Source organism: Meiothermus taiwanensis WR-220, assembly GCF_003568585.1.
GTDB lineage: Bacteria > Deinococcota > Deinococci > Deinococcales > Thermaceae > Meiothermus > Meiothermus taiwanensis.
Genome location: NZ_CP021130.1, coordinates 1772028 through 1787454 on the forward strand (window position 1 = coordinate 1772028; position 15427 = coordinate 1787454).

Consider the following 15427-nt stretch of genomic DNA (forward strand, 5'->3'; position numbering starts at 1 on the left):
GCCAGCAGCGCGGGTGCGCTATCGCTCGAGCCGAAAGGGGGTCTTCTGCCCGGCCAGGGCGATTTCCCGGGCTTCCTGGGGTGCCCAGGAAAGCCCCAGCACAGCCCTATAGGCGCGCAGGGCCTGGTCGCGCCGGCCCATGCAGTCGGCGAGCTGTCCGTAGCGGGCCAGGGCGTAGCCCGGCAGGTAGGCGGGGTGCTGGAAGTCGGTATGAACGAGCTGCTCCATCAGCTGGTAAGCCGCCTCGGGCTGGCCCGCCGCCAGATAAATCTGGGCCGCGCAGTACAGGGCCTCAGGGCCTTCCACCTCCTGCAGTTGTTGCAACAAAACCCCCCAGTCGTCCGACTCGTTCAGCTGCCAGGCCCGATCCAGCACGCTGCGCTGGCGTTCTAGCTCGGTCGGGGTGTGGTGGCCCGGAAGCACCACCCGCTCCCCAGGAAGGGCCTCGAGCAGCCAGGGGTACTCGAGCACATCCACCAGCACCGCTGCGGGGCCCTCTTGCGAAACCAGGCGCTGGGCTACCTGGGCCATGCGCTCCCGCCGAAAGCCGGTGGCGGGCCCTTCACCAAACACCTGCCCATAGCCTTGGTGGTAGGCCCTTAGCACCTCGAGCAACGATTCCTGGGCAAAATCCTCCGGGGTGCGGGGGTTCGTCAGCACCCATTTGAGGTTGTCCTCGAGGGGCTCTACCTGGCGCAAAATCTGCTGCCCTTTGGGATACTGGCGCAGGGCTTCACGAAACCGCTCGGCCTCGAGCCTGAGCGGGGCCTGGGGGTCGAGGGCCTCCAGCGCAACGCCCGCACTTTCAGCCCAGGGCAAAACATGAAACAATGAGATCTCGTTCTGGTCGCGCCAAGTTTGCGCTGCCAGCTCTTCTGGGCTGTACGAGGCCAGAACGATCCGCTCGGGCTGATGGACTCGAATCAGCTCCAGCAACGTCACCCCGTTGTAGCGCGGGTGCAGCAGATGAAAGGGGCCCAGCGTAGGAATGACCAAAAACGACACAAGCGATATTCTAGACCTCAAAGACCGCAACTACCGTCTGGCAATGCTCAATGGCTGGTTTGTGCTGTTGGGCGACGCTTTCTTCAACGGTTCCATTGTGCTGGCGTCCTTTGCCGCCAAGCTGGGCGCGGCCAACTGGGCCATTGGGCTGATGCCGGCCCTGCTCAACGCCGGCTCCATGGTGCCGCAGGTCTTCGTGGCCCCTTACGTGGCCCGGCTGCCGATTAAGGTCACGCTGTACCGCCGCATGGCCCTGCTGCGGGTAGCCAGCCTGGGCGTCGTGGCCCTGGGTGGGTTTTTCTTGGGCCGGCACCCCGATCTGCTTTTATGGGTGTTTGTGGTGGGCCTGGCCCTCAACGGGCTTTTCACCGGGTTCTCAAGCCTGCCTTTCTGGGAAACCATCGGCAAAACCATCCCCATGGAGCGCCGCAGCGGGCTGTTCTCGCTGCGCAACCTGGTGGGGGGGTTGCTGGCCTTCGGGGCCGGCTTCCTGGTGCGCCTGATCCTGGAGCTGCCCCTGCCTTTTCCCTACCCGTATGCCATCCTCTTTACGCTGGGCACCCTGGCCTTTGCCTACGGCTGGCACCTGTTCGGTCTGATAGACGAACCCCCCGACACCCACACCCGCACCGAGCGCATCTCGCTCAGCCTGCCGTTTCGCGACTTCTATTTCCGGCGATTCCTACGGGTGCGCGTGCTGCTGGCAATCGCCAGTATGGTCGAGCCTTTTTTCGCAGCGTACGCCGTGCGGGTGCTGGGGCATAAGGGCGAGATTGGCACCTATCTCATGGTCTACACGCTCTCCTCGGTGCTTTCCAACCTGCTGTGGGTGCAGGTCTCGAGGCGCTACGGCTCCCGCAGTCTGATCCTGATCGGCGCAGCGCTGGGTGCGGTAACCCCGGTTCTGGCCCTGCTACTACCCAAAACCGCCTTCTGGCTGGTCTTTGCTCTTCAAGGGGCCTACCTTTCTTCCATCGGGGTGGGCACCGCCACCTACCTGGTAAACCTGGCCCCCACCGATGCGCGCAGTTCGTACATCGGCCTGTCCAACACCATCGTGGGGCTGCTGGCCTTCTCGCCGGTGCTGGGCGGCTTGCTGGCCGATCGGGTGGGGTATGTGGGGCCTATGGTGGTCGCCACCATCTGTTATGCCTGGGCCTTATATGCGGGCCGGCGTTTGAAGCTGCTCGAGCCCGTCTAGTCTCCCAGGTATTCCGGCCCAATTTCGCCAGCTTCCATAGCGTTACCTTTGCAGCCCCGCCCCCTCGAGCGCGCCAACGGATTTGACGCCTTCCCGCTGCAGTCGTACACTTCTACGCAAGATGAGGTCTCGGCCAACGACCAGGCCTGGGGGGAACTTCTAGCCGCAAGGCGGCAGAGGTTCTCCCGGCTCGTAGTTGAAGGGCCGGGATTTTTTTTGAGGTGAGTTATGAACGCAGTGCTTCCCGACGGACGCAACCTGGAGCTCAAGCCCGGTGCCACGGCTGCCGATGCCGCCCAGGCCATCGGCCCCGGTCTGGCCAAGGCCGCCATTGGGGCCATTGTCAATGGAGAGCTGTACGACCTGCTCAAGCCCTTACCACCCCATGCCGAGCTGCGCATCCTGACGGAAAAAGACCCCGAGTACGCCCAGCTCTTCCGCCACACCCTGGCCCACGTGATGGCCCAGGCGGTGCGCGAGCTGTACACCGAGCGGGGTTACAAACCCGAAACGGTCAAGCTGGCGATTGGCCCGGTGATCGAAAACGGCTTCTATTACGATATAGACGCCCCCGAGCCCATCCGTGAAGAAGATCTGCCCATCATCGAGGAGAAGATGCGCCGGATCGTGGCGGCCAACCTGCCGCTAAAGCGCTTCGTGCTCCCGCGCGAGGAAGCCCTCAAACGCTACGAGGGCATTGACCCCTACAAAACCGAGCTTATTCAAGACCTGCCCGAAACCGAGGAGCTGAGCTTCTACGCGCAAGGCGACGATACCTATGGCTTCACCGACCTATGCCGGGGCCCCCACGTGCCCAGCACGGGCCGCATTCCACCCCACTTCAAGCTCACCGGCATTGCCGGGGCCTACTGGCGCGGCGACTCGAGCCGCCCCATGCTCCAGCGCATTTATGGGGTTGCCTTCCGCACCAAGGAAGAGCTCGAGCACTACCTCTGGCAGCAGGAGGAAGCCAAGCGCCGCGATCACCGCAGGCTGGGGCAGGCCCTCGAGCTCTTCACCATCAGCGAGGAGGTGGGCAAAGGCCTGCCGCTCTGGCTGCCGCGCGGCGCTTTTATTCGCAAGCAGATGGAAGACTACATGTACAAAAAAGAGCAGGAGCACGGCTACCACTACGTGTATACACCGCACATCGCCAACGCCCGGCTCTACTACACCTCGGGCCACCTGCCCTACTACAAGGACGATATGTACGCCCCCATCGAAATTGAGGGGGAGGAGTACTACCTCAAGCCCATGAACTGCCCGCACCACCACATGATTTACAAGGCCCGGCCCAAGAGCTACCGCGACCTGCCGCTAAGGCTGGCCGAGTTCGGCACGGTCTATCGTTTCGAGCTTTCGGGCACCCTCTCGGGCCTCACGCGGGCGCGGGGCTTCACCCAAAACGACGCGCATATTTACTGCTCGAGGGCCCAGGTCACCGAGGAGTTTATCCGGGTCATTCAGCTCTTCGACGAGGTCTACAAAGACTTTGGCATCTCGGACTACTGGTTCCGCCTTTCGCTGCCCGACTTCGAAAACAACCCCGAAAAGTTCGGCGAGGAGAACGACAACTGGCGCGACTCGATTAAAGCCATCCGGGCAGCCCTGGAAGAGACCGGGGCCAAGTATGTAGAGGGCATCGGCGAGGCCACCTTCTACGGCCCCAAGCTCGATGTGCAGATCAGGAGCGTGCTGGGCAAAGAAGAGACCATCGCCACCAACCAGCTCGACTTTATCGTGCCCGAGCGCTTTGGCCTCGAGTTCACCAACGAAAAAGGCGAAAAAGAAACCCCGGTGGTGATCCACCGCGCCATCATGGGCAGCTTCGACCGCTTTTTTGCCTTTTACCTCGAGCACACCGCCGGCGACTTCCCACTGTGGCTCTCCCCCATCCAGGCCGTGATTGTGCCGATTGCCGACCGGCATCTGGAGTACGCCCAGAAGGTGGCCGCCGAGATGCGCAAGAACAAGCTCCGCGTGGAAATTGACGACCGCAGCGAACGCATGAACGCCAAAATCCGCGACGCCGAGCTGCAAAAGATACCCCTGATTCTGGTGGTAGGCGACAAAGAAGCCGCGGTGGGCACGGTCAATGTGCGCGAGCGTCATGTAAAGGAGCAGCGCACGCTGGCCCTGGCTGCCCTCATTGAGGAGATGAAGGCTCGAGTAGAGGCAAGAAAATAAAATCTTCACCCCTGGCTACCGTCCGACGGTGAAGGATTCAAGCGGAAGTTGGTTGGTTCACCGCCTTCCGGCACTGAACCAACCGACCTCCTGCTGTATAGAGGTAGCTACAAAGAGCGAACAAACGCCTCGGCCTCTTCAGCACTGGCTAGGCGGGGCTGACGCTTCTTGAACCACTGCCAGAGAGCCCCTAGGTCGAGGGCAGAAAGGTTTTGGGGATGGCCCAGAATTATCTTGTGGTCGCCATCGGAAACCCAGATCATGCCCAACACCTCACCCTCGAGCCAGCTTCCAACCGGTATCGGCTCCTTGCCAGCCCAGATGGCGTCGAGGGTGTCCTGGTCGGCTGGGTTGTAGTAGCCCGGGATCAGACCATAGTTGACCGGTGCCAAACCCCATTCCGGCCGCCAGGGAGGTTCCTTGGGAAGCAGGCGCTCCCCATCCCAGCTATACCTTTCGGCCGTTCCAAGGCTCCACTCCACCAGCATTCTGGCTCGCATCGGCGGCCATTCTACAAAAAAAACCAACTGCCACCGGGAGGCACGGGGGCAGTTGCCAGGGGGGCACAGTTCTAGGCAAGGTGTCTTAAGCGCAATCGAGCCACCTGCGTACGCGGCATCACACAACCGCTAAACTCGATGGGGGCGGGCAAAAGCCAGTTGCGCAGGGAGGCGCGCACCCCTCCCATCGGATGAGGACGGGCTCGAATGGGCCGGGCATTCCCAAATGCAATTTGCAATATAAGCTCCCTACTCATGCTTGTAGGTTAAGCCATCAATCGTTACAAGCGCGTTACTTTTGCACCAAAAAACATTAAAATACTTAATGTTCGGCGATAGCCGGTTCGAACTTTGGCCATAGCCGGCTGGGTCATCTAGGCCTGCATGGGTTTGGATGCGGGTTCTTCACTGGGTTCTTCCCAGACCTGTTCAACCAAGTCAATAAGCTCCGGCACCGGGACTCTGTAGCGACGTGCAATGCGCGCAATCTCGTGCCCCAAACGTTTCAACTGGGCAATGTAGCGCTGAGGCACCTCGCCGGACTCGTCCTCGAGGTCTTCTACAACGCCGATGAGCCAACCCACTAGCTCACTGGCTTCTTCATCAGAAAGCCCATCGGTTAGGGCTTCATCCTCGAGCAGCAGTTCCGTTAGCCGTTCAAGCATACGCGGCCTTTATACTATGCCGAAGCGCAGCGAATTTGAATATCCAACGCAACCGCAATGCACAGCTTCAACTGGTTTTTAGCCAGGGCTCGGCTCAATTGGAAGGGGAACCGCCCGCAGGCGTATTCAGCAAGAGCAGCTCGTCCTTGTGCACGTACCCCATCTGTCGGATCAGTCCTTCGCGGTAGCGGGGGTCAGCGGCAAGCTGTAGCTCTTCGCTCAGCTTCTGGTTGTGCCGCTCGAGCTGTACCAGGCGAAACTCCACCTGTGCGATTTGATTGCGAAGCTGCACGTTGCGCTGAACCTCCAAAGCCATCAACAACAGAATATGTAGCGTTCCTAACGCAAATATCAAATGCAACAATCGGTAAATTGGCTTCTCCACAGTAAAGTTAGTATATCACCTTCCTATCTTGCGTCTAGGTGATATTTTCACAGGAAATCTTCAGGCTATACCGCACCCCACAGCAGCGATCCGTCGAATAAGAAGGTTCCAGCAGCGCGGATCGCTCATACCGGATGCAAAAAGATAGCCAGCCAAAGCCAAGTGCCCTCGCCAGGCTTGGCGAAGAAAGCGTATCCCTTCGATCGGATCAGTTCGCTGCCTTTAGGCACCAGGCTGGCCGAATCTGGTATCAGCGGGCTCATTTAGAGAAGTCCTTTCCCCGACCCGATCAAAACTGCAATATTCCTCGAAAACATCGCAATAATGTTCTTTTTCTGAAAATGTTTTATAATACGGTAACTTGTACATGGGGGTTGAAATGGCAAAAGCCAAAGAGCGGGAAAGCTATCGGTCAAAGCTGAAAGCAATGGGTTTGCGGCATACCCTACCCAGGGAGCAAATACTGGCCTACCTCGATAGCAAAAACACCCACCCCACACCCGAAGAACTCTACCTGGGCCTCAAAAAGAAGGGATACAACATCGGCCTTTCGACCGTATATCTAAACCTTCAGGTGTTGCGCGAGGCTGGGTTATTATGGGAGTTCAAAGACCAGAAAGGCAACACCCGCTACGACGGTTTTAGCGAACGTCATCACCATCTTTTCTGCTTGCAGTGCGGGAGCATCGAAGATGTGCTGGACAAAGACCTGCCCGCCTTTGATACAGCTCCCATCAAACAAGCCATCGAGGCTAAAAAGGGCTGGTTCGTAGAGGAAGCACGCCTCGAGATTCGCGGCATTTGTACAGAATGCCAGTAATACCGGATGCAAAAAAGATAACCAGCCAAAGCAAAGACCTCCAGTGGCCTCGCCCCCCTCGGCGAAGGGTGGCAGGCAATCTACCCAGCACAGCGTATTTTGCTGTACTGGGTATTCGTGGAAACGCTCTTAGGTTTGAGGCTGCGACCTTGTCCGCCGCTGCACCCGCTGCGAAACAGGGCTCCGGCTAGTCGCTCTTGGCCCCACAAAGCAACTCCACCAGCGTCCGTACTCCAAAACCCGTACCGCCGGCTGGGCCCAGCGGGTGGCTTTTTTCGGTATAGGCGGGGCCTGCGATATCAAGATGCACCAAGGGTTTGTCGGTAAACTCAGCCAGGAACAGCGCCGCCGTAATGGCCCCCCCCGAACGGCTGCGCCCGTGGGTGTTCTTGATATCGGCGGTATCGGACTTGAGGGTCTCGAGGTACTCCTCTTCCATCGGCAGGGGCCACACCTTCTCACCTGCGCGCTCGGCGGCCTCCTGCACCTGGCGGCCCCAGCGGGCATCATTGGCAAACAGGCCTGCCACCTTTTCACCCAATGCAACCACGCAGGCCCCGGTCAGGGTAGAAAGCTCCACGATCAGCTCGGCCCCCTGTCGGTCTGCGTAGGTTATGGCGTCCACCAGGGTGAGCCGCCCCTCTGCATCGGTGTTCAATACCTCGATGGTCTTACCCGACAAGCTCGTCAGCACATCGGATACCCGGTAGGCCGCACCAGAGATCATGTTCTCGGCCGCGGCCACATAGGCGCGTACCTCCACTGCAGGCTTTAGCATGGCAACAGCCCGCATAGCCCCCAGCACGGCCGCCGCGCCGGCCATGTCACACTTCATGGTGATCTGGCTTTCGGATGGCTTCAAGGAGTACCCCCCCGTATCAAAGGTGAGGCCTTTACCCACCATAGCCACCACCCGATCGGCGGGTTGAGGGGGTTTGTAGGTCAGCTGAATAAAGCGAGGCGGGTTGGCCGAGCCCTGAGCCACCCCGTAAAAAGCACCCATACCCGCTTGCCTGATCTTCTCCTCGTCCCAGACCTCCGCCTCGAGCCCAAGCTCTTCGGCCATCGCAGCAGCCCGACGGGCCAGCTCAGAAGGGGTCAGCACATTGGGGGGCTCATTGACCAGGTCACGGGCGTAGTTGACTGCTTCGCTTACAATCTTGGCCCGATCGACCGCTGGGCCGGAGGCTCGAGCCAGCCACAAGCGCAGCTTTTCACCCCGCTTACCAGATGCACCAGCGGTCTTGTACTTGTTCCAGGTGTACCCCCCTAGGAGCGCACCTTCAGCCAGGGCATAGCTGGCTTCTTTTTTACCAAACTTTTCTGCGAGAAAAACCTCCGTTACCGCCTCTTTGAAGCCCAAGCGGGCAATTTCCCGCACCAGTTTAGCCCCGGCCCTGCGAACGATCTCCAGACTCACGCCCCGCTTCTTGCCCAAACCAAAAAGCAGTGCAAACTCAGGGCCTTCGCCTTTTTTCTGCGCCAGATTTATCAGCAGGGTCTCGCCAAAATCACCTTTGAAGTGCAGCTCTCCCATCACTTTGGAGAGTGTTTTTTGGCATTTAGCGTCCAGTCGGTTTCCTTCCTCGCCAAGCTCACCGCCCCAGACCCCCACCACAGCCAACGGCGCAGGAATCTCGTCAACAAAGCGTCGTGCAGACTTTAGCGTAAGTTCCATGACGTGCGAACTATAACACAAATTGCGCCCCGTTGACCAACCGGTCAGAATGCTCAAAAAACCGTCCCACAGCATCAACTCCGCAAACAGCAATCTAATCGCATCGCACAGCCTGGCTACGCCCTCGAGGCGGCCGGATCACCTGAATCTCGGCATTCAAGTCCTTAATCCATCCCGTAAGCCTGATCAAAATGAGCGTTTCTTTATCTCGAGCTTTGGCCCATTCTTCCAGATGGCTGGCGTAATTGGCTGATTCCCTTGATAACAACAAGCGAATGCGCCCATTCTGTACAGCGCCCACGTGAAATGCAGCCGGCTTGGCAAAGTCGGGGATTTTGTCGTAGGGGGCCTTCAGGTTGGCCTCAGCCCAGACCCGGCTAGCCACGGCATATACGGTTCCAGCAGGGTCGTTCACCGGTAGCTCGTGTATACAGCGCCGGGCCCTGGGGTCTTCATCCAGCAGTTTAGCCAGGTAAGGGGGGGCATCATCGCGGTCAATGAGCCGCTTACGCACCAGGTACATGTAACCCAGGTAGGGGTTTACCGGATTGCGCTGGGTGCCCAGTCGAAACACGGTCGGGCCGATGGCGATAACAGGATTAGCCCACCCTTCCACCTTAACGGGGGTATTAATCCCCAAATCCACCTGGGCCAGGTTAATAAACAAATCATCAAAAACCGCATAGGAGACGTTGTTCTGGCTAACCATGCGCAGGTACAGGGCATTGGTGGTCTGCGGAAATTTTACCTCGAGCAGATAACGCCCTAAAATTCCAGTTTCAGCGAAACTCACCCCTTTGGGCTCGAGCAGCCGCCTCAGTTCGCCTACTTGCAAAAGTGCCGGTTCCTGTACCCCTCCAACAGCCCAGGGAACCGCACCCACACTGGCCTGCGCCGCTACCATCAGCACCCCCAGCACCACAAGCCCTACAAGTCCCTTTTGCATAAATTCCTCCCCAGCAACCGTTCTAAACCTCGACGGCCTTACCCCACTCTCCCAAAAACGCGTTCTTACCTCGCTCCCGCAAGACCTGCCCCAGCATCTGCAGTTTTTCGGCCTCACCGTGTACCAAGACGATGCGCTGTTCGCTCTCCAACCAGTCGAGCAATTCATCGCGGCCCGCGTGGCCCGAGAAACCGCCCAGGGTATGGGTTCTGGCCCGTACTTGTACGGTTTCGCCAAATATCCGCACCGTCTCAGCCTGGTTGATCAGCAATTCTCCCAGGCCACCCCGGGGCTGGTAGCCCGTGATAATCACAGCGTTTCTGCCATCGGGCAGACCATGGCGCAGGTGGTGCAATATGCGCCCTCCGGAAAGCATCCCGTTACCAGCGATAACAATCATAGGGCCCTGCATCAGATTAAGGGCCTTGGACTCCTCCACGCTATGGGTGTACTCGAGCCGCCGGGGGCGGAAAGGGTCGAGGCCCTGGGCATAAAGGTGCTGCACCTCGCTGCTGAAAAAGTCCCGCACCTTAGGATAAATCTCACTGATTTTGCAGGCCAAGGGTGAGTCCACAAACACCGGAACACTGGGAATGGCCTCGCGCTGCTCGAGCTCGCGGATGTAAAACAGCACCTCCTGGGTGCGCTCGAGGGCAAACGACGGAATGAAGACCTTGCCGTTCTGGCTCAGTACGTTGCTCAAAATGTCGGAAAACTCTTCCAGCGTTGCAGCAAATGGGCGGTGCGAGCGGTCTCCATAAGTCCCTTCACACAAAACCAGGTCAACCATGGCCGGATAGTCGGGATCCACCAACACATCCTTTCGTCGGTGGCCCAGGTCACCGCTAAAAATCAGGGATCGGCCGGCGGCCTCGAGCTGAATAAAGGCGCTGCCGGGGAGGTGTCCTGCATCGCGCAAGCGGTATCTGAACGGCCCGAGGCTTTGCGTCTGGTAATAGGCGACTTCCTCCAGCCGGGTATAAAGTTCGGCCAGGTCACTTTCGTTCCAAGGCAGTGGAGGCACCTCACGGCCCTTGCGCTCCAGTCGCTCACGCTCTTCTTGCATGAGCTTTAGGGCGTCCTCGAGGATCACCGGCAGTATCAGCCGGGTTGGTTCTGTAACGTACACCCGGCCCGCGAATCCCTGCCGTATCAGCAGAGGTAGACGGCCTATGTGATCGTTATGGGCATGGGAGATCAGCACCGCGTCAACGGTTCTGGGATCAAAACCAAAAGGCTCTTCGTTGCGTTCTTCGTCGGAGCCCTGATATGCGCCACAATCCAGCAGCAATCGGTAATTCTGGTGCTCAACCAAGTGGCAGCTTCCGGTCACAGTCTGCGCTGCGCCAAATGGGGTTATTCGCATGCACGTACTGTACCAAACCCAACCCAGGCTTTTGGCTTACCCTGCGTTTTTGGTCGGCTGTGCTCGGCCGGATACATGTGAGACTCTGAGCGAAAGAGAATAGGGGGAACCGACTCTGGAAAGGAGGTTCCCCCAGATGCAGCTTACTACAGTTGGAAAACCCCTGCTCAAAGCCGCCAACCAAGCCAGCCAGCTCGAACAAGCAGGCGCCGGCGACCCCGTCGTGGCCGAGCGCCTGCGGAAGCTCAAACTGGTAGAGACCCTCAGAAAAAAGAAAGTTCCCTGGGACGAAGTCCAAAAGCTGGTAGGCATCAGCAAGGCCACCTACCACCGCTGGAAAAAAAGACTCGAAGAACAAGACCTTGCCGGCCTCAAACCCAAAAGCCGCAAACCCAGGAAGCTGCGCCGGAAGGTACACTGGAAACCCGATGTCCTCATACGCATAGAGCGGCTGCGCAAACAAAACCCCACCTGGGGCCGCTGGCGCATCGGGCAGAGACTGCACAGAGAGGGCTACACCCTAAGCGAACGCACGGTAGGACGCATCCTGAGCTACCTGGAGCGAAGCGGCCGGGTGGAGCCGGTGAGCGCTTTCCTGGCCAGAAACCGTAAGGCCCGTTTGCGCAGGAAGAGCCAGCGGCCCTATGCCCGGAGGAAGCCCGCGGAGTACACGGCGCTGCGGCCTGGGGATCTGGTACAGGTGGATACGCTGTGGGTGGATCTGGGGGACGGGACGGGTCTGCGGCAGTTTACGGCGGTGGACACGGTAAGCCGCTGGGGGACGGCGGGGGTGTACAGCCGGGCGAGTGCTAAGACGGCGCTGGATTTTCTGCAGCAGCTGGTGCGGCGATGTCCTTGTGTCATCCGTGCGATCCAGGTGGATGGGGGCAGCGAGTTCATGGCGGAGTTTGAGGAGGGTTGTCGGGTATTGGGGATAGAGCTTTTTGTTTTGCCGCCGAGGAGTCCGAAGCTGAACGGGATGGTAGAGCGGCTGCAGCGGACGTTTCGGGATGAGTTTTACACGCGGGCTTTACCGCTGGGGATAGAGGCTATTCAAGGGGAGCTGGAGGGTTATCTGGAGCACTACAACCTGCACCGGCCGCACATGGCCCTGGGGGGGTTGGCGCCGGTGGAGTACCTGGCTAAGCTACAGGAGGTGTCGGTTCCCCTGGAGTCTCAAATGTATTGACCGATTACATCGGCTTGACAGTCTTTTGGCTGTGGTGTAACCTTACGACTTGGACGAGGTTCAACCCCTTTGTCCAAGCTGCCATCGGAATAAGAGCAAGCCGGGCCACCCTAGCTCAACTGGTAGAGCACCCGACTTGTAATCGGAAGGTTGTCGGTTCAATTCCGATGGGTGGCTCCACAAGGGCAGGTGGCCGAGTGGTTAAAGGCGACAGACTGTAAATCTGTTCTCTTCGGAGTACGGTGGTTCGAATCCACCCCTGCCCACCAAGCACCCATCGGGTTGCCCACAGCGGCGGGCTTCCAGCCCGCCTGCCATGCTCGGCGCGGCAGCGCCAAACGCGGGAATAGCTCAGTTGGTAGAGCATCTGCTTCCCAAGCAGAGGGTCGCGGGTTCGAGTCCCGTTTCCCGCTCCAAAGGTGTTTCGTTTGCAAATTATTCCGGTGCTCGGGTAGTTCGGCTATAAAGCACGCCCTTGGTAAGGGCGTGCTTGTCGTTTTTATCCCCGGATGTGCTCATAGTGACACCACTGGTGTGTTCATTCCATCCCGGCAGGGGGCCGAGATGGAAGAATCTTTCTCAATGATACCGCAACTACCGCTTCGCCCTGAACAAGCTCCTCGACTGCTGCGCCTCCCGCGAGGTCTACGCCTCCCAGATCAACGCGCGCTTCCTCCTCACCTTCGCGGCCTGAACCCGCCGGCAGCACAAGGAGAATTGAGGTAAAACCGTCCCCTTCATGAGGCTAGGAGCCTGGAGGGGGCCTTCTCTTGTGGGAGAGTGATTTTTTATAGAGAATATCTGTCAAGGATCAGATGCACAGTGAAGTGCCCAGCCTGAATTATGAAGCTAACAAACCGTTTTGCCGACGCACTGAACCTGGCCTACCAGCTCCACAAGACCCAGCTCCGCAAGGGCACCGAGATCCCCTACCTCTCCCACCTGCTGGCGGTGAGCGCCCTGGTGATGGAACACGGCGGCAGCGAGGACGAGGCCATTGCCGCCTTGCTCCACGACGCGGTGGAGGACGCGGGTAAGGTGCTACAGAGCGTACGGAAGGTGCTGGGCGACCCCACCATCCCTAGGGAGGAGGCTGGGGTGAGGGTGCTCCTGCACATCCGCGGGCGCTTCGGTGAGGCCGTGGCCCGCATCGTGCAGGAGTGCAGCGATGCCGAGACCGACCCCAAGCCGCCCTACCTCGAGCGCAAACAAGCCTACCTCGAGCACCTCGCCCACGCCTCGCCCTCCGCCCGCCTGGTCTCCGCCGCCGATAAACTGCACAACCTCCGCGCCATCGTGGCCGACCACCGCGCCCACGGGGACGCCCTGTGGCTGCGCTTCGTCAGCGAGGTGGACGACATGGAGGAGAAGCGCCGCCTGACCTTGTGGTACTACAGCCAGCTCGCCGAGGAGTTCTCAAGCGAGCGCGGCCCCCAGGTCATCGGCGCCCAGCTCAAGCGACTGCTGGAAGAACTGCAACCCTGAGAACCACTGCCACGAACTCCACCGCCCTGCACAAATAGGCCAGACCGAAAGAGGCCAACGGCTTTACCGCCCGCCCGTACAACCCCTACAAAAGCCGCGGCGGCCGGCGGTAGCTCGAACACACCGCCGAGAGGCTGGCCCCAGTATCCATTTGGGGCTGCGCATCACCGGGTGCAGGAAGCTGCTCCAGCGCGGATTGAGGCCGGTATAATCACTTCAGAGCTGCTGCCAACCGGCTGTGTCCCTTCAGGACACAGTGTTGGGTTGTTGACGGGATGGAGAATCCCCATTACTATAGTCGTTGCTGTGGATGGCTTGAAACACCTAAGTGTGTGCACAAAGCGAGTCACAAAGGTGGAAAAGTGCGTCCAGGACTGCTCGGGTAGCTCAGCTGGTAGAGCACACCCTTGGTAAGGGTGAGGTCGTCGGTTCAAGCCCGATCCCGAGCTCCAAACCCACACCGCCCGTCCACCGCTGCGGGCGGTGTGTTCCTGAAAGACCCTTAGCGGAAGCCAAAAGGAGGCAATACACATGGCGAAAGGCGTATTTGAGCGCACCAAACCCCACGTGAACGTGGGCACCATTGGACACGTAGACCACGGGAAGACCACCCTGACGGCGGCGATTACCTTTGTGGCGGCGGCGGTCAACCCCAACGTGGAGGTACAGGCCTACGACCAGATCGATAAGGCCCCGGAGGAGAAGGCCCGCGGCATCACCATCAACACCGCCCACGTGGAGTACGAGACCGAGAAGCGTCACTACTCCCACGTGGACTGCCCCGGCCACGCCGACTACGTCAAGAACATGATCACCGGGGCGGCCCAGATGGACGGGGCCATCCTGGTGGTCTCGGGCACCGACGGCCCCATGCCCCAGACCCGCGAGCACATCCTGCTGGCACGCCAGGTGGGGGTGCCTTACATCGTGGTCTTCCTGAACAAGATCGACATGGTGGACGACCCCGAGCTTTTGGATCTGGTGGAGATGGAGATCCGCGACCTGCTCAACCAGTACGAGTTCCCCGGGGACGACACCCCCATCATCCGCGGCTCGGGCCTGAAGGCGCTGGAGCACATGATGGCGAACCCCAAGACCCAGCGGGGTGAGAACGAGTGGGTGGATAAGATCTGGGAGCTGCTGGATGCCATCGACTCCTACATCCCCACCCCCCAGCGGGATGTGGACAAGCCCTTCCTGATGCCGGTGGAGGACGTGTTCACCATCACCGGGCGTGGTACCGTGGCCACCGGCCGGATTGAGCGCGGGAAGATCAAGACCGGCGATGAAGTGGAGATCGTGGGGCTGCGGGAGACCCAGAAGACCGTGGTGACCGGGGTGGAGATGCACCGCAAGACCCTGAGCGAAGGGATTGCCGGGGACAACGTGGGGCTGCTGTTGCGGGGTGTGAGCCGCGAGGATGTGGAGCGGGGCCAGGTGCTGGCCAAGCCGGGGAGCGTCACGCCCCACACCAAGTTCGAGGCCTCGGTCTACGTTCTGAAGAAGGAAGAAGGGGGTCGGCACACCGGCTTCTTCACCAACTACCGCCCGCAGTTCTACTTCCGCACCACCGACGTGACCGGGGTGGTGGAGCTGCCCAAAGGGGTGGAGATGGTCATGCCCGGTGACAACGTCACCTTCACCGTCGAACTGATCAAGCCCATCGCCATGGAAGAAGGCCTGCGCTTCGCCATCCGTGAAGGCGGTCGCACCGTGGGCGCCGGCGTGGTGGCAAAAATTATCGAGTAGCGTGGTAAACTAGTAGCTTGCTGGCCCGGTCAGGCCCTCGGAGGTCTGGCTGGGCCGAAGGCTGAAAGAGGATCAAGATGGCGAGTGATGTACGAATCAAGCTGCTCTTGGAATGCACCGAGTGCAAGCGGCGCAACTATGCGACGGAGAAAAACCGTCGTAACACCACGGCTAAGCTCGAGCTCAAGAAGTTTTGCCCTTGGTGCAACAAGCACCTGCCCCACAAGGAAGTAAAGGTCTAAGGCGGTCGT

Annotated in this window: 13 protein-coding genes, 4 tRNA genes and 1 pseudogene; 11 read left to right on the plus strand and 7 right to left on the minus strand. The window is 59.7% G+C overall.

Translation table 11 applies throughout. The annotated features are described in order from the left end of the window. Positions 1-18: 18 nt before the first annotated feature. Positions 19-1005 (minus strand): tetratricopeptide repeat protein, encoded by a 987-nt coding sequence (locus tag MTAI_RS08765; RefSeq protein WP_223299556.1) that lies wholly within the window; start codon positions 1003-1005, stop codon positions 19-21. On the opposite strand from MTAI_RS08765, the gene MTAI_RS08770 reads away from it, so the two are divergent. Both MTAI_RS08770 and thrS read left to right on the plus strand, forming a co-directional pair. After that, entirely contained in the window at positions 989-2206 is a 1218-nt protein-coding gene (locus MTAI_RS08770) for an MFS transporter (RefSeq protein ID WP_027887804.1), read from the plus strand. The two genes, MTAI_RS08765 and MTAI_RS08770, sit on opposite strands and share 17 nt — an antisense overlap. A 228-nt stretch (positions 2207-2434) precedes the next feature. After that, positions 2435-4393, plus strand: a complete 1959-nt coding sequence (gene thrS / locus MTAI_RS08775) for a threonine--tRNA ligase (RefSeq protein ID WP_027887803.1) — start codon at positions 2435-2437, stop codon at positions 4391-4393. Between the two features lie 107 nt (positions 4394-4500). Here thrS and MTAI_RS08780 read toward each other — a convergent pair whose 3' ends face one another. From MTAI_RS08780 to MTAI_RS08790, 3 genes are all read right to left on the minus strand, one after another. Then, positions 4501-4893: an inorganic diphosphatase gene (locus MTAI_RS08780; RefSeq protein ID WP_051349813.1), complete on the minus strand. Its 393-nt coding sequence runs from the start codon at positions 4891-4893 to the stop codon at positions 4501-4503. Positions 4894-5267: 374 nt separating this feature from the next. Then, on the minus strand, positions 5268-5558 hold the full coding sequence (locus tag MTAI_RS08785; RefSeq protein WP_027887801.1) for a hypothetical protein: 291 nt from the start codon (positions 5556-5558) through the stop codon (positions 5268-5270). 94 nt (positions 5559-5652) lie between these two features. After that, positions 5653-5874 carry a hypothetical protein gene (locus MTAI_RS08790; protein WP_223299557.1) on the minus strand — a complete coding sequence of 74 codons (222 nt, stop codon included), beginning with the start codon at positions 5872-5874 and terminating at the stop codon, positions 5653-5655. Positions 5875-6322: 448 nt separating this feature from the next. Here MTAI_RS08790 and MTAI_RS08795 point away from each other — a divergent pair, with 448 nt between their 5' ends. Continuing rightward, on the plus strand, positions 6323-6763 hold the full coding sequence (locus MTAI_RS08795) for a Fur family transcriptional regulator (RefSeq protein ID WP_063843264.1): 441 nt from the start codon (positions 6323-6325) through the stop codon (positions 6761-6763). Between the two features lie 187 nt (positions 6764-6950). On the opposite strand, the gene MTAI_RS08800 is transcribed toward MTAI_RS08795, so the two are convergent. From MTAI_RS08800 to MTAI_RS08810, 3 genes are all read right to left on the minus strand, one after another. Further along, positions 6951-8441, minus strand: coding sequence for a leucyl aminopeptidase (locus tag MTAI_RS08800; protein ID WP_027888957.1), 1491 nt, complete (start codon positions 8439-8441; stop codon positions 6951-6953). A 94-nt stretch (positions 8442-8535) separates the two neighbouring features. Further along, positions 8536-9387 (minus strand): hypothetical protein, encoded by an 852-nt coding sequence (locus MTAI_RS08805; protein ID WP_027888956.1) that lies wholly within the window; start codon positions 9385-9387, stop codon positions 8536-8538. Positions 9388-9409: 22 nt separating this feature from the next. After that, on the minus strand, positions 9410-10753 hold the full coding sequence (locus MTAI_RS08810) for an MBL fold metallo-hydrolase (RefSeq protein WP_027888955.1): 1344 nt from the start codon (positions 10751-10753) through the stop codon (positions 9410-9412). A gap of 136 nt (positions 10754-10889) precedes the next feature. On the opposite strand from MTAI_RS08810, the pseudogene MTAI_RS08815 reads away from it, so the two are divergent. The 8 genes and pseudogenes from MTAI_RS08815 to rpmG form a co-directional block, all read left to right on the plus strand. Then, positions 10890-11959 (plus strand): annotated as a pseudogene (locus tag MTAI_RS08815) (integrase core domain-containing protein); the annotation flags it as partial. 87 nt (positions 11960-12046) lie between these two features. Then, a tRNA-Thr gene (locus MTAI_RS08820) sits at positions 12047-12122 on the plus strand. A 3-nt stretch (positions 12123-12125) separates the two neighbouring features. Next, positions 12126-12211, plus strand: a tRNA-Tyr gene (locus MTAI_RS08825). 71 nt (positions 12212-12282) lie between these two features. After that, a tRNA-Gly gene (locus MTAI_RS08830) sits at positions 12283-12358 on the plus strand. Between the two features lie 427 nt (positions 12359-12785). Beyond that, on the plus strand, positions 12786-13427 hold the full coding sequence (locus MTAI_RS08835; protein WP_027888967.1) for an HD domain-containing protein: 642 nt from the start codon (positions 12786-12788) through the stop codon (positions 13425-13427). A gap of 376 nt (positions 13428-13803) precedes the next feature. After that, positions 13804-13879, plus strand: a tRNA-Thr gene (locus MTAI_RS08840). A 79-nt stretch (positions 13880-13958) separates the two neighbouring features. Next, the gene (gene tuf / locus MTAI_RS08845; RefSeq protein ID WP_187388530.1) at positions 13959-15176 is read left to right on the plus strand and encodes an elongation factor Tu; all 1218 of its coding nucleotides are present in this window, start codon (positions 13959-13961) and stop codon (positions 15174-15176) included. Positions 15177-15253: 77 nt separating this feature from the next. Then, entirely contained in the window at positions 15254-15418 is a 165-nt protein-coding gene (gene rpmG / locus MTAI_RS08850) for a 50S ribosomal protein L33 (protein WP_013013465.1), read from the plus strand. Positions 15419-15427 lie beyond the last annotated feature (9 nt).